This window comes from Streptomyces sp. NPDC059564 (assembly GCF_042735575.1).
Lineage (GTDB): Bacteria > Actinomycetota > Actinomycetes > Streptomycetales > Streptomycetaceae > Streptomyces.
Genome location: NZ_JBHWBP010000076.1, coordinates 1 through 13,942, shown reverse-complemented (window position 1 = coordinate 13,942; position 13,942 = coordinate 1). Strand labels below are relative to the sequence as shown.

General features: G+C 71.8%; 9 protein-coding genes. 4 read left to right on the top strand and 5 right to left on the bottom strand.

What is annotated here, in order from left to right; genetic code table 11:
- Positions 1–158: 158 nt before the first annotated feature.
- Positions 159–1,985, bottom strand: a complete 1,827-nt coding sequence (locus ACFV0Q_RS15930) for an acyl-CoA dehydrogenase (RefSeq protein WP_385005602.1) — start codon at positions 1,983–1,985, stop codon at positions 159–161.
- 229 nt (positions 1,986–2,214) lie between these two features.
- Between ACFV0Q_RS15930 and ACFV0Q_RS15925 the strand changes: the two genes are divergently transcribed.
- On the top strand, positions 2,215–2,679 hold the full coding sequence (locus ACFV0Q_RS15925; protein ID WP_385005572.1) for an SseB family protein: 465 nt from the start codon (positions 2,215–2,217) through the stop codon (positions 2,677–2,679).
- Positions 2,680–2,815: 136 nt separating this feature from the next.
- Here ACFV0Q_RS15925 and ACFV0Q_RS15920 read toward each other — a convergent pair whose 3' ends face one another.
- Positions 2,816–3,268, bottom strand: coding sequence for a hypothetical protein (locus ACFV0Q_RS15920; protein WP_385005570.1), 453 nt, complete (start codon positions 3,266–3,268; stop codon positions 2,816–2,818).
- A gap of 133 nt (positions 3,269–3,401) precedes the next feature.
- Here ACFV0Q_RS15920 and ACFV0Q_RS15915 point away from each other — a divergent pair, with 133 nt between their 5' ends.
- Positions 3,402–4,361 carry a pirin family protein gene (locus tag ACFV0Q_RS15915; protein WP_385005568.1) on the top strand — a complete coding sequence of 320 codons (960 nt, stop codon included), beginning with the start codon at positions 3,402–3,404 and terminating at the stop codon, positions 4,359–4,361.
- Between the two features lie 84 nt (positions 4,362–4,445).
- Here the strand turns inward: ACFV0Q_RS15915 and ACFV0Q_RS15910 are convergent, their stop codons facing one another.
- Together ACFV0Q_RS15910 and ACFV0Q_RS15905 are read right to left on the bottom strand one after the other, a co-directional pair.
- Complete coding sequence (locus ACFV0Q_RS15910; protein ID WP_385005566.1) at positions 4,446–5,492, bottom strand: AI-2E family transporter; 1,047 nt, start codon at positions 5,490–5,492, stop codon at positions 4,446–4,448.
- Between the two features lie 40 nt (positions 5,493–5,532).
- Positions 5,533–7,698: a SpoIIE family protein phosphatase gene (locus tag ACFV0Q_RS15905; protein WP_385005600.1), complete on the bottom strand. Its 2,166-nt coding sequence runs from the start codon at positions 7,696–7,698 to the stop codon at positions 5,533–5,535.
- A gap of 136 nt (positions 7,699–7,834) precedes the next feature.
- Between ACFV0Q_RS15905 and aspS the strand changes: the two genes are divergently transcribed.
- Positions 7,835–9,652, top strand: a complete 1,818-nt coding sequence (gene aspS / locus ACFV0Q_RS15900; RefSeq protein ID WP_385005564.1) for an aspartate--tRNA ligase — start codon at positions 7,835–7,837, stop codon at positions 9,650–9,652.
- A gap of 80 nt (positions 9,653–9,732) precedes the next feature.
- Here aspS and ACFV0Q_RS15895 read toward each other — a convergent pair whose 3' ends face one another.
- Positions 9,733–11,523, bottom strand: coding sequence for a VWA domain-containing protein (locus ACFV0Q_RS15895; RefSeq protein ID WP_385005562.1), 1,791 nt, complete (start codon positions 11,521–11,523; stop codon positions 9,733–9,735).
- A 294-nt stretch (positions 11,524–11,817) separates the two neighbouring features.
- On the opposite strand from ACFV0Q_RS15895, the gene ACFV0Q_RS15890 reads away from it, so the two are divergent.
- A complete protein-coding gene (locus ACFV0Q_RS15890; RefSeq protein WP_385005560.1) occupies positions 11,818–13,908 on the top strand; it encodes a PhoX family protein in 2,091 nt (696 codons plus the stop codon).
- Positions 13,909–13,942 lie beyond the last annotated feature (34 nt).

Sequence of the window (13,942 nt, the reverse complement as noted above, 5' to 3'; positions counted from 1 at the left end):
GAACGACCGACATCGCGGAAAGCCGCCGGTGGCGGCGGTGGGCGGGGGCCCCGGCGAGGAGGCCCCGCGGGGGGCCGGGCACGGGCCGGGCACGGGCCGGGCACGCCAGCGGCCGGGCCCCCGTGCGGGAGGGCCCGGCCGCTGTGCGCGTCCGCGTACTAGAAGGCGGCTTCGTCGAGCTCCATGAGGGAGTTGTCGACGGCCTCGGCCAGCGCGCGCTGGACGGAGACGCCGGGCAGCACCTGGGAGGCGAAGAACTTCGCGGCGGCGATCTTGCCGGTGTAGAAGGCCACGTCCTTCGCGGAGGCGGTGGCGAGCTTCTCGGCGGCCACGGCCGCGCCCTTGAGCAGCAGGTATCCGACGACGACGTCGCCGGAGGCCATCAGCAGGCGGGTGGTGTTCTGGCCGACCTTGTAGATGTTCTTGACGTCCTCGCCGGTGGCGGTGAGGTCGACGATCATCTGGCCGACGATGGCCTCCAGGTCCACGGCGGCCTTGGCGAGGGCGTCGCGGGCGGGGGCGAGGTCGTCGCCGCCGACGGCCTCGGCGAGGAACTTCTTGATCGTCTCGGAGAGGACGTTCAGCGAGGCGCCCTGGTCGCGGACGATCTTCCGGAAGAAGAAGTCCTGGCCCTGGATCGCCGTGGTGCCCTCGTACAGGGTGTCGATCTTGGCGTCGCGGATGTACTGCTCGATCGGGTATTCCTGCAGGTAGCCGGAGCCGCCGAAGGTCTGGAGCGACTGCGCGAGCTGCTCGTAGGACTTCTCCGAGCCGTAGCCCTTCACGATCGGCAGGAGCAGGTCGTTCAGGCCGGCCAGCGAGGAGGTGTCCTCGCCCGCGGCCTGCTTGAACTGGATCTCGTCCTGGATCGAGGCCGTGTACAGCACCAGGGCGCGCATGCCCTCGGCGTAGGCCTTCTGCGTCATCAGCGAGCGGCGCACGTCGGGGTGGTGCGTGATGGTGACCTTGGGCGCGGTCTTGTCCATGAAGTTCGCCAGGTCCGGGCCCTGCACGCGCTCCTTGGCGTACTCCAGCGCGTTCAGGTAGCCGGTGGAGAGCGTGGCGATGGCCTTCGTGCCGACCATCATCCGGGCGAACTCGATGATCATGAACATCTGGCGGATGCCGTCGTGCTTGTCACCGATCAGCCAGCCCTTGGCGGGGTGCTGGTCGCCGAAGGTCATCTCGCACGTGTTGGAGGCTTTGAGGCCCATCTTGTGCTCGACGTTCGTCGCGTAGACGCCGTTGCGCTCGCCCAGCTCGCCGGTCTCCCAGTCGAAGTGGAACTTCGGGACGAGGAAGAGGGACAGGCCCTTGGTGCCCGGGCCGTGGCCCTCGGGGCGGGCGAGGACGTAGTGGAGGATGTTCTCCTCCATGTCGTGCTCACCGGACGTGATGAAGCGCTTGACGCCCTCGATGTGCCAGGAGCCGTCCGCCTGCTGGATGGCCTTGGTGCGGCCGGCGCCGACGTCCGAACCGGCGTCCGGCTCGGTCAGCACCATGGTGGAGCCCCAGCGCTTCTCGACGGCGAGCGCCGCGATCTTCTTCTGGACCTCGTTGCCCTCTTCGAAGAGGACGCCGGCGAACGCCGGGCCGGAGGAGTACATCCATACGGCCGGGTTCGCGCCCAGGATCGTCTCGGCGAAGGCCCAGATGAGCGAGCGCGGCGAGGTGGTGCCGCCGATCTCCTCGGGCAGGCCCAGGCGCCAGTACTCGGAGTCCATGAAGGCCTTGTAGCTCTTCTTGAAGGACGCCGGGACGGGCGCGGTGTTCGTGGTCGGGTCGAAGACCGGCGGGTTGCGGTCGGCGTCCTCGAAGGAGGCGGCCAGCTCGTTCTCCGAGAGCCTGGTCATCTCGCCGAGGATGGTCTTGGCGGTCTCGGTGTCCATCTCCTCGAAGGGACCGGTGCCGTACAGCTTGTCGCGGCCGAGCACCTCGAAGAGGTTGAACTCGATGTCGCGGAGATTCGACTTGTAGTGCCCCATGGCGACGGCTCCGTTAAGGCTCGGGAAGACAGATTCCTCGTACATACCAATCGGTAACGTCATGATGCTACCCACCGGTAATAAGCCGCAACCCCTGGCGGCCGACTGTGACGGGAGTCAAGCCGTGAGCTCCGGGAAGGCCCGCCCCGGTGAGCCCTCCAGGACGGCGGCCGGGGGCGGTGGCCGGTACCGGCCGGTACGGCGGCGGCCGCTCGGTAGGGTGGGCCGCATGTACGGCTACGACCAGAACCCGGGCGCCCAGCAGCAGGGCTACGCGCAGCAGCCCCCGCCCCAACAGGGCTACGCGCAGCAGCCGCCGCTGTACCCCGAGCCCTCGCCGCCGTCGCTCGCCGACGCGGTACGGGCCTTCACCACCGGGTCGCTGTCCGCCGAGGACTTCCAGCAGATCTTCGCCACCTCCAAGGTCTACTGCCCGCGCGGGGACACCCCGGGCTTCCTGGCCCTGCACAACACGCAGCAGCCGGTCATCCCGATGTTCACCACGCTCAAGGAGCTCCGCCGGTACGCGGGCAAGGAGTCCAAGTACTTCGTGATCACCGGCGCGGAGGTCATCGACCTGCTGCCGACCGGGTACGGCTTCGTGCTCGACATGGAGGGCGACCACCGCATGGTCTTCGACGCGAAGGCCGTGGAGCAGATGGTCGACTTCGCCATGCGCCGCATGTACGGCTGAACTCCCTGACGGGGGCCGGGTGTTGTCGAGGGCGCGCGGGCGCGCCCGCACCCCGCGCGCCCGCACCCCGCGCGCCCGCACCCCGCACGCCGGCGGCCGCTGAAGCAGCGGCCGCCGAAGGATTCCGGGCCCGCCGTCAGGCGGCTCGGGCGCCGCGGCGGTGGGTCACCGCCGCGACGACGCACCAGGCCAGGGCGGCCGCGATGACGGCGGCCGCGCCCGCGGCGAGGGCCGGCGTCGCCGGGCGGAAGCCGAGCGCCAGCCGGGTGCCCAGGAACACGAGGGTCGCGCACACCCGGCCGGGTCCGTAGACGGGGATGCGCGCGGCCGTGCCGCGCAGCAGCGCGGCGGCCACCAGCCCGACGGTGGCGCACACGGCGAGCAGGGCCCACGGGGAGCCCTCGGCGGCGCTCGGAATGCCGTACTCGGCCGGTCCCAGGCGGAAGGACGAGGCGGCCCAGCCGCCCGCGACCGCGCAGACGCAGACCCCGACCGCCCAGAGGGCGTGCCGCCACAGGGGGCCCGGCCTGCGGGTCTCCTCCTGCTCTGCGTCGCCGGTGACGTCGTCGAAGCCAAAGAAGTTGATCACGTCCGGTAGGACGCGCTGCCGGTCGGAAGGGTTGGGGCCCCCCGGGAATTACCCCGGGGACCTTTCCGTTGAGGGCGGGTGTGGCAGAAAGTTCGACTTTCAACTAAACTCGACGCAGAAGGAGGTCCTGACCATGCCCGCAGTGACTGTTGAGAACCCGTTGACCCTCCCGCGCGTGGCCGTGCCGCAGGCGGCCGCCGCTCGTAAGGTGCTGGCCGTGTCCACGGCTCCGGGTGGCTTCGAGGGCGAGGGGTTCCCGGTGCGCCGCGCGTTCGCGGGGATCGACTACCAGCACCTCGACCCGTTCATCATGATGGACCAGATGGGCGAGGTGGAGTACGCGCCGGGCGAGCCGAAGGGCACCCCCTGGCACCCCCACCGCGGCTTCGAGACCGTCACGTACCTGATCGACGGAACCTTCGTCCACCAGGACAGCAACGGCGGCGGCGGCGTCATCAACGGCGGTGACACGCAGTGGATGACCGCCGGCTCGGGCCTCCTGCACATCGAGGCCCCGCCGGAGTCCCTCGTCGTCAGCGGCGGGCTCTTCCACGGCCTCCAGCTGTGGGTGAACCTCCCGGCCTCCGACAAGATGATGCCCCCGCGCTACCAGGACATCGGCGGCGGCCAGGTCCAGCTGCTGACCACCCCGGACGGCGGCGCGCTGATCCGCGTGATCGCCGGCGAGCTGGACGGACACGAGGGCCCGGGCATCACCCACACCCCGATCACGATGATCCACGCGACCGTCACCCCCGGTGCGCAGATCACCCTGCCGTGGCGCGAGGACTTCAACGCCCTCGCCTACGTCATGGCCGGGCGCGGCTCGGTCGGCGAGGAGCGCAGGCCCGTCCACACCGGCCAGACCGCGGTCTTCGGCCAGGGCGGCTCGCTCACGGTGCGGGCGGACGAGTCCCAGGACTCCAACGCCCCGGACCTGGAGGTCGTCCTCCTCGGCGGGCGTCCCATCCGGGAGCCCATGGCGCACTACGGGCCGTTCGTCATGAACAGCCGCCACGAGCTCCAGCAGGCCTTCGACGACTTCCAGGCGGGCCGGCTCGGCCGGATCCCGACGACGGAGCGCACGAAGTAGTACGGAGCGACGGAGTGACGGAGCGCCCGGAAACAGCGGCGACCGGGGCCGGCCAGGCCCCGGAACGCCGGGCGCCCGCGCCCCTCAGGGGGCGGGCTCCGCGAAGCGGGTGCGCAGTTCCGAGAAGATGCCGGAGGCGGCCGCCGTCAGGGGGACGGCGAGCAGCATGCCGAGGATGCCGGCGATGCTCGCCCCGGCCGTGATCGCGAGCATCACCGCCGCCGGGTGCATCTGCACGGTCCGGCTCTGCACCAGCGGCTGGAGCACGTACCCCTCGATCATCTGGACCGCCAGCACCACGCCCAGTACCCACAGGGCGATCACCCACCCCCGGTCCGCGAAGGCGACGAGGACCGCGACGGCGCCGGACAGGAAGGCGCCGAGGTACGGGACGTAGGCGGTGACGAACACCAGCGCGGCCAGCCCCAGCGCGCCCGGCACCCGCAGCACCAGCAGTCCGATGCCGATCAGCACGGCGTCGACGAGGGCCACCAGGGTGGTCCCGCGCATGAACCCCTCGACGGCCTCGAAGGCGCGCCGCGCCATCGCCTCCATCAGATCGCCCGAACGCCTCGGCGCCAGCGAGCGCAGCGTCCCCACGGCCCGGTGGGAGTCGCGGAGGAAGAAGAAGATCAGTACGAGGGCCAGCGCGGCCATCGCGATCATCGTGCCCACCGCGCCGACCCCGGCGAGCAGCCCGGAGGCGGCCGTACCGCCGAACTTGGCGAGCAGGTCCTTGGAGTTCTTCGCGAAGTCCTCCACAGAGGTGCCGGCCGCCCCGAAGTGCTCGGCGAGGTCCTGACCGGCCCGCCGCAGGGAGTCGACGATCTGATCGCCGCTCTCGAAGACCGCGAGGGCGACGACGTACGCGGCCCCGCCGACGACCCCGATGACGGCCAGGCACGTCAGCCCCGCGGCGAGCGAGCGGTTCATCCCCGCCCGGACCAGCCGCCGGTGCATCGGCCCGAGCAGGGCCGTACCGAGTACGGCGAGCAGTACGGGCGTGACCACGGTCTGGAAGACCACGCACAGCCAGATGGCGAGCGCCAGGACGCCGGTGACCAGCAGGACGACCGCGCACCAGGCGGCCAGCCGCCGCACCGGGTCGGGAAGCAGGGGGGTGGTCGGCATCCAGGTCCGCCTTTCAGGGGTCGCCGGGCCTCACCCGGTCTCAGTCCTCGCCCGAGTCCTGCTCCTCGTCGGGCTTCGACCGTTCGTACAGCTCGAACCAGATCGACTTGCCGGCGCCCCGGGGGTCGACCCCCCAGGTGTCGGCGAGCATCTCCATCAGCAGGACGCCGCGGCCGCTCGACGCCATCTCCCCGGGGTGGCGCTTGTGGGGCAGCTCGTCGCTGGCGTCCGCGACCTCCACGCGCAGCCGCCGCGTCCCCAGCTCGCCCACCGCCTCGGCGACCAGCAGCGCGTCGCCGTCGGTGTGCACCAGTACGTTGGTCACCATCTCGGAGACCATCAGCACCGCCGAGTCCACCTGGTCGGCGTCCGCCCAGTCGTGCAGCAGCTCCCGGACCTGACGCCGCGCGCCCGCGAGCCGCTCCGGCTCCGCCTGCGCCACGGTCAGCACCGTGCGCCGCGCGGGCCGTGCCCGGTGCGGGGACGCCGCCCCGCAGCCGCAGGCCGCGCCCTCGCGGCACAGCAGCACCACGGCTATGTCGTCCTCGCGGCGGTCGGCCAGCGGCCCGGTGGTGTGGTGGGAGGAGGGGCCGTGCACGGCCTGCACCAGCAGGTCGGCCAGCTTCTCCAGGCTCTCCGTGTCGTGCGTCTCGGACTCCAGGACGGCGCGCAGCCGCGCCCAGCCGGTGTCCAGGTCGTGCCCGCCGGTCTCGATGAGCCCGTCGGTGCACAGCATCATCGTCTCGCCGGGTTCCAGGGTGAACCGGGTCGTCGGGTAGTCGGTGTCGGGGACGATGCCCAGCGGCAGGCCGCCCGCCGTGGGCCGCATCAGGACGGTGCCGTCCGTCATCCGGACCGCCGGGTCGGGGTGCCCGGCGCGGGCCACCTCCAGCAGGCCCGTCTCCGGGTCGCACTCCACGTACAGGCAGGTCGCGAAGCGCGGGCTCTGGTAGTCGGAGCCCTCGGCGGAGTCCGATTCCTGGGAGGAGCACAGCCCGGCCAGGAAGCGGGAGGCCCGCGACAGCACCGCGTCGGGCCGGTGCCCCTCGGACGCGTAGGCCCGTACGGCGATCCGGAGCTGCCCCATCAGGCCGGCGGCCCGTACGTCGTGCCCCTGGACGTCCCCGATGACCAGGGCGAACCGGCCCGAGGGCAGCGGGATCATGTCGTACCAGTCGCCGCCGACCTGGAGCCCGCCGCCGGTGGGGACGTAGCGGGCGGCGATCGTCATGCCGGGGATCTCGGGGCCCAGCTGCGGCATCATCGACCGCTGGAGCCCGGTGGTGAGTTCCCGTTCGGACTCCGCGACGCCGGCCCGCTGGAGGGCCTGGGCCAGCATCCGGGCCACCGTCGTCAGCACGGACCGCTCGTCGGGCGAGAAGGACACCGGCTGCTTGAAGGCGGCCATCCAGGCGCCCATGGTCCGCCCGGCGACGATCAGCGGCAGGAAGGCCCAGGAGGCCCGGTCGAAGCGCCGCGCGAGCGGCCAGGTGACCGGGAAGCGCCGCTGGTAGTCCTCGGGGGTGGGGAGGTAGATCGCCCGCCCGGTCCGCACGACCTCCGCGGCCGGGTAGTCCGTGTCCAGCTGCATGTCCGTGAAGGGGCTCTCGTCCCCGGGATCGTGCCCGTGGTGCCCGATGATCGACAGCCGGTCGCCCTCCATCCCGAAGACGGCCAGCCCGTCGGGGCTGAAGCCCGGCATGGACAGCGAGGCCGCCACGCGCAGCACCTCCGCCGTGGAGCGGGCCTCGGCCAGCGCCCGGCCCGCGTCCAGCAGGAACGCCTCGCGGGAGCGCCGCCAGTCGCCGGTGATCGGGGTGTGCGCGGCGGTGGTGCCGGGCTGCGGCTCGGCGATCTCCTGGATGGTGCCGATCAGCTCGTAGTCCACGCGGCCGTCCGCCGACCGGTTCTCCAGGGGCTTCGAGCGGCTGCGTACGGTGCGCAGCACGCGCCCGTCCTCGTCCATGATCCGCAGGCGGGCCTCGGCGAGGGTGTCCTCGGCGACGGCGAGGTTGACGATCCCGTTGATCTCGTTCCAGTCCACCGGGTGGAAGCGCGACCGCACGGCCACCTCGGGCAGCGTGACGGGCTGTGCGGGCAGCCCGAGCAGCCGGGCGGCCTCGCCGTCGAGGGTGACCGTCCCGGAGGCGTTGTCCCATCGCCACAGACCCGTCGCGATGGCGGCCAGGACGTCCTCGGTGCGCACCCGGTCATCTTGACAGGTCATCCCACCGACCTGCCTGTTCACCGCCCACTCCGGGCGCGCCCGCGCGGCGCCCCGCCCGGACGGTAACCTTGGGACGGTTGAATCCACCCTGGTATCGCGTAGAACTGGATGACTGATGCATCGGTACAGGTCCCACACGTGCGGCGAGCTCCGTGCCTCCGACGTCGCCTCCGACGTCCGGCTGAGCGGCTGGCTGCACAATCGTCGAGACCTGGGCGGCATCCTCTTCATCGATCTGCGTGACCACTACGGCATCACGCAGCTCGTCGCCCGCCCCGGCACCGCGGCCGCCGCCGTCCTGGACAAGCTGTCCAAGGAGACGGTAGTCCGGGTCGACGGCAAGGTCGTCTCCCGTGGCGCCGACAACGTCAACCCCGAGCTGCCGACCGGCGAGATCGAGATCGAGGCCGTCGAGGTCGAGGTGCTCGGCGCGGCCGCCCCGCTGCCCTTCACGATCAACACCGACGACGGGGTGAACGAGGAGCGGCGCCTGGAGTACCGCTTCCTCGACCTGCGCCGCGAGCGCATGCACCGCAACATCATGCTGCGCTCGGCCGTCATCGCGTCGATCCGCTCGAAGATGGTGGCCCTCGGCTTCAACGAGATGGCGACCCCGATCCTCACCGCGACCTCCCCCGAGGGCGCCCGTGACTTCGTCGTCCCGTCCCGTCTGAACCCGGGCAAGTTCTACGCGCTGCCGCAGGCGCCGCAGCAGTTCAAGCAGCTGCTGATGATCTCCGGCTTCGACCGGTACTTCCAGATCGCGCCCTGCTTCCGCGACGAGGACGCCCGCGCGGACCGCTCGCCGGGCGAGTTCTACCAGCTCGACGTCGAGATGTCCTTCGTCGAGCAGGAGGACGTCTTCCAGCCGATCGAGCGGCTGATGACGGAGATCTTCACCGAGTTCGGCAAGGGCCGCGAGGTCACCTCTCCCTTCCCGCGGATCCCGTTCCGCGAGTCGATGCTGAAGTACGGCAACGACAAGCCCGACCTGCGCGCCAAGCTGGAGCTCGTCGACATCACCGATGTCTTCGAGGGTTCGGAGTTCAAGGCGTTCGCCGGCAAGCACGTGCGCGCGCTGGCCGTCCCGGACACCGCCGCGCAGCCGCGCAAGTTCTTCGACGGTCTCGGCGAGTACGCGATCTCGCTGGGCGCCAAGGGCCTGGCCTGGGTGCGCGTCGGCGAGGACGGTGCCCTGACCGGCCCGATCGCCAAGTTCCTCACCGAGGAGAACGTCAAGGTCCTCACCGAGCGTCTGGGCCTGGCGGCCGGCCACGCGGTGTTCTTCGGCGCGGGCGAGTTCGACGAGGTCTCCAAGATCATGTCCGGCGTCCGCGTCGAGGCGGCCAAGCGTGCGGGCCAGTTCGAGGAGAACGTCTTCCGCTTCTGCTGGATCGTCGACTTCCCGATGTACGAGAAGGACGAGGAGACCGGCAAGATCGACTTCTCCCACAACCCGTTCTCGATGCCGCAGGGCGGCATGAAGGACCTGGAGGAGAAGGACCCGCTCGACATCCTGGCCTGGCAGTACGACATCGTCTGCAACGGCATCGAGCTGTCGTCGGGCGCCATCCGCAACCACGAGCCCGAGGTCATGCTGAAGGCCTTCGAGATCGCCGGTTACGAGGCCGAGACGGTCGAGCGGGAGTTCGCGGGCATGCTGCGCGCGTTCCGCCTCGGCGCCCCGCCGCACGGTGGCATCGCCCCGGGCGTGGACCGCATCGTGATGCTGCTGGCCGACGAGCCGAACATCCGCGAGACCATCGCCTTCCCGCTGAACGGCAACGCGCAGGACCTGATGATGGGCGCGCCGACGGTGCTGGAGGAGTCCCGCCTGCGCGAGCTGAACATCGCGCTGCGCAAGCCGGTCGAGACGAAGTCGGCCGACGCGAAGCCGGTCGCGGAGGCCGTCCACCCGGACGCCGCGCGGTAGTCGCCGCGCCGGCAGCGGTGGTTTGACGAAGGGCCCGGGATCCATGGGGATCCCGGGCCCTTCGTACGTACCTACTGGAACTAGAACCGGTCCAGGACACCCTTGAGGAGGGCGGCGGAGGTCAGCTCGGCCGGGGCCGGGCCGGCGTGGAAGAAGCCGGCGTTCTCGGCGTCCAGCTTGCGCAGGAAGTCGAAGGCCTTGTTGTCGTGGTCGCCGAACGCGACGAACTGCCAGTGCACGTCGGGTGCGGCGGTCGCGGCGTCGGTGATCGCCTGGCGGGCGGGGCGGACGTTGTCGGGCGCGCCGTCCGTCTGGAAGACGACCAGGGCCGGGCCGGTGCCGCCGTCCTTCTGGTAGCGCTCCAGGACGGCCTCGACGGCCACGTGGTAGCTGGTGCGGCCCATGCGGCCGAGCTCGGCGTGGCGGGTCTCGACCCAGGCCGCGTCGTGGGCGTCGAGGGTCAGCTCGGCGGTGCCGTCCACCTCGGTGGAGAAGAACACCGTGTGGACGGTGGCCTCCTCGTCGAGGTGCGCGGCCAGGGCCAGGGCGTGGTCGGCGAGGTACTGGGCGCTGCCGTCCTTGTAGAACCCGCGCATGGAACCGGAGCGGTCCAGCACGAGGTACACCTTGGCGCGCGCGCCGGCCTTCCCCTTGCCGCGCAGCACCTGGCCGGCGGCCTTGTACGGGGCCGCGACCCCGGCCGCCCGCCGCCGCACCGCGGCCGCGGCGACCGCGGGCCCCTGCGCCTCGGCGCCCTCGTCCTCGGCGTCTTCGGCCTCGTCCTCGGCCGGGGCCTGGGCGACGACCGCCTCGGCCTCGGCGACGACGGCTTCGGCCTCGGCCTCGGCCGGTACGGCCTCCGGCTCGACGACCTCGGGCTCCGCCTCGGCGGCGACCGCCTCGGGCTCGGCCTCAGCGGCGACCGCCTCGGGCTCGGCCGGTGCGGCCTCCGCCTCGGGCTCGGGCTCCGCCTGGATGACGACGGCTTCCGGCTCGGCCTCGACGGGCACGACCTCGGGCTCGACAACCTCGGGCTCCGCCTCGGCGGCGACCGCCTCGGCCTCGGCCTCGGCCGGTGCGGCCTCCGGCTCGGTCACCACGTCGGCCTCGGCCACGACGGCCTCCGGCTCGGCGTCGACGGCGACTGCCTCGGGCTCGACGGGTACGGCCTCGGCCTCCGCCTGCGCGGCGACGACGTCGGCCTCGGGCTCGGCCTCGACGGGTGCGGCCTGCGGCTCGACAACCTCGGGCTGCGCCTCAGCGGCGACTGCCTCGGGCTCGGGCTCGGCCTCGGCCGGAGAGACGAGGGGTTCGGGGAGCCGGACGGCCTCGGGCTCGGCGGCCTCCGGCTCGGCGGCCTCGGGCTCCGCCTCGGCGGCGACTGCCTCGGGCTCGGCCTCGGCCGGTGCGGCCTCCGGCTCGGTCACCGCGTCGGCCTCGGCTGCGACGGCCTCCGGGGCGGCCGCCAGGTCCGCCTCGGTGGCGGCTTCGGGCTCCGCGACGGCCGCCGGGGCAGGCTCCGGCTCGGCGACGGGCTCGGTCTCCGCCTGGGCGGGGGCCGGCTCCGGCTTCGCGGGAGGAGTCGGGGAAGGGGTCTCGGGGGCCGCCGGAGCCCGGCGGGCCTCCGGGACCGTGGGGTCCGCCACCGGGGCCGGGGCGGTGAGCACCGTGCCCGGCTCGCGGTCGCGCGGCGCGGACTGCGGCGGAACGGTGGGGTTGTCAAAGGAGGCCGCCACCAGTTCGGCGGCCACGTCCAGGGGCGTGCGTTCCGCCTGGCTGGGGACCGCCGCCGAGGTGGAGCGGTCCGACGTCTCCGGAACCGGCTCGGCAGACCGTCCGAACACCTTGCGCAACAAGCTCCGAATACCCATGGGCCAGGCCTTTCGCATGAGTGCGTGCGTCATTTGTCCGTGCTGCGCGGTTGATCCCTGCCCAGAGTGGACACGTAAGGTTATCGGCCCCTTGGCTGGAACTTCGGCAGGGGCGCCATTCGTGGCGCCCAGCCATCAAGGGAACCGGGCCCTCCGCCCTAACTCCCCCTCCGCCGTGCCGGGTTCATTCAGCGTTCACTCCCGCGCCGCCGCATCGGCGCAACCCCCGCCTAGCGTCACCGCTGATTCGTTCCGACACGTTGTCGGCGCCGTGCACTCACCGGAGGACACCTCGTGCGCAAGCTCCTGCCGCTCATCGGCAACCCGCATGGGAGCGGCCGTTCCGCTCTCACCTGCCGCTACCGCTGCGGCGACGCATGCTTCCACGAGGTGCCCAACACCAGCGACAACGAGTACGTCGGCGACGTCATAGCCCGCGCCTACTCGCGCCGCTCGATGCTCCGTTCCGCGGCCGTCGTGACCGTCGCGACCGCCGCCGGCACCGCCATCACCCTCGGCGCGGGCGGTGGCCAGTCCGCCGAGGCGACCCCCGCCGCCGACCCGAAGGCCGGTTCCGGCGAGGCCGCCCGCGGTCTGCGCTTCAAGGCCGTCGCCCCGAACACCGACGACAAGGTCACCATCCCCGAGGGCCACGACCAGAACGTGGTCATCCGCTGGGGCGAGCCGATCGTCAAGGGTGCGCCGGGCTTCAACGCCGACAAGCAGACCGCCGCCGCGCAGGCCGGTCAGTTCGGCTACAACAACGACTTCCTGAGCCTCCTCCCGCTCGGCAGCGGTTACGAGCGCCAGCAGCTGCTCGTGGCCAACCACGAGTACACGGACGAGAACCTCATGTTCAAGGGCTACGACCCGGCCAACCCGACCCGCGAGCAGGTCGAGATCGCCTGGGCCGCGCACGGCCTCGGCATCGTCGTCGTCCAGGAGGACCACCGCTCCGGCAAGCTGACCGCGGTCACCCGCCACCAGCTCAACCGCCGCCTCACCGCCACCAGCGTGTTCAAGCTGACCGGCCCGGCCGCCGGCAGCCCGCTGCTGAAGACCTCCGTCGACGCCACCGGCACCAAGGTGCTCGGCACGCTCAACAACTGCTCCGGCGGCACCACCCCGTGGGGCACCACCCTCCACGGCGAGGAGAACTTCAACCAGTACTTCGCCAACGCCGGCAAGGTCACCGACCCGGCCGAGGCGGCCCGCCTCAAGCGCTACGGCGTGACGACCGGCGAGACTGAGCGCAAGTGGGAGCGGTTCGACAAGCGCTTCGACTGCACGCAGGAGCCCAACGAGTCGCACCGCTTCGGCTGGGTGGTCGAGCTCGACCCGTACGACCCGAACTCCACCCCCCGCAAGCGCACCGCGCTCGGCCGCTTCAAGCACGAGGGCGCCCAGCCCCGCCTGACCGAGGACGGCCGTCCCGTCGTCTACATGGGCGACGACGAGCGCTTCGACTACTTCTACAAGTTCGTCTCGTCGAAGCAGATGAAGAAGGGCGACTCGCGCGCGGCGAAGGAGCACAACCTCACGCTGCTCGACGAGGGCACCCTCTACGTCGCCAAGCTCACCGGCGACTCCCCGGCCGAAGGCATCGACGGCTCCGGCAAGCTCCCCAACGACGGCGAGTTCGACGGCTCCGGCGTCTGGATCAAGCTGGCCACCGCCACGGCGTCCGGCGCCGTCTCGCACGTCGAGGGCATGACCGCCGAGGAGGTGTACGTCTTCACGCGCCAGGCCGGTGACAAGGTCGGCGCCACCAAGATGGACCGCCCCGAGGACATCGAGCCCTCCCCGCGCACCGGCCGGGTCTTCGTCGTGCTGACCAACAACACCGACCGCGGCAAGGCCGGCAAGGCGGGCGCGGACGAGGCCAACCCGCGCAACCTGAACAAGCACGGCCAGATCCTGGAGCTCGCCGAGAACTTCGACGACCCGGCCGGCGACGGCTTCGCCTGGCGCCTCTTCCTCGTCGCGGGCGACCCGAAGGACCCGGCGACCTACTTCGCGGGCTTCCCGAAGGAGAAGGTCAGCCCGATCTCCTGCCCGGACAACGTGACCTTCGACCCGCACGGCAACCTGTGGATCTCCACCGACGGCAACCAGCTCGGCTCGCACGACGGCCTGTTCGGCGTCGCCACCGCCGGGGAGCGCCGCGGTGAGCTGAAGCAGTTCCTCACCGTGCCGCGCGGCGCCGAGACCTGTGGGCCGCTGGTCCAGGACAAGCGCGTGCTGGTCGCCGTGCAGCACCCGGGCGAGATCGACGGTGCGTCCGTCGAGAAGCCGCAGTCGGTGTGGCCCGACGGCCCGGGCAAGATCGTCCGCCCGGCGGTCGTGTCGGTCTGGCGCAAGGACGGCAAGAACATCGGCGTCTGATCCACCCGGTGGCCAAGGCAAGTTGAGCAACGGG

What these genes read in the sequence shown, in the direction of transcription:
- ACFV0Q_RS15930 (WP_385005602.1), bottom strand. Translation starts at nt 1,985, where the DNA reads ATGGGGCACTACAAGTCGAATCTCCGCGACATCGAGTTCAACCTCTTC.
- ACFV0Q_RS15925 (WP_385005572.1), top strand. Translation starts at nt 2,215, where the DNA reads ATGTACGGCTACGACCAGAACCCGGGCGCCCAGCAGCAGGGCTACGCG.
- ACFV0Q_RS15915 (WP_385005568.1), top strand. Translation starts at nt 3,402, where the DNA reads ATGCCCGCAGTGACTGTTGAGAACCCGTTGACCCTCCCGCGCGTGGCC.
- ACFV0Q_RS15910 (WP_385005566.1), bottom strand. Translation starts at nt 5,492, where the DNA reads ATGCCGACCACCCCCCTGCTTCCCGACCCGGTGCGGCGGCTGGCCGCC.
- aspS (WP_385005564.1), top strand. Translation starts at nt 7,835, where the DNA reads ATGCATCGGTACAGGTCCCACACGTGCGGCGAGCTCCGTGCCTCCGAC.
- ACFV0Q_RS15895 (WP_385005562.1), bottom strand. Translation starts at nt 11,523, where the DNA reads ATGGGTATTCGGAGCTTGTTGCGCAAGGTGTTCGGACGGTCTGCCGAG.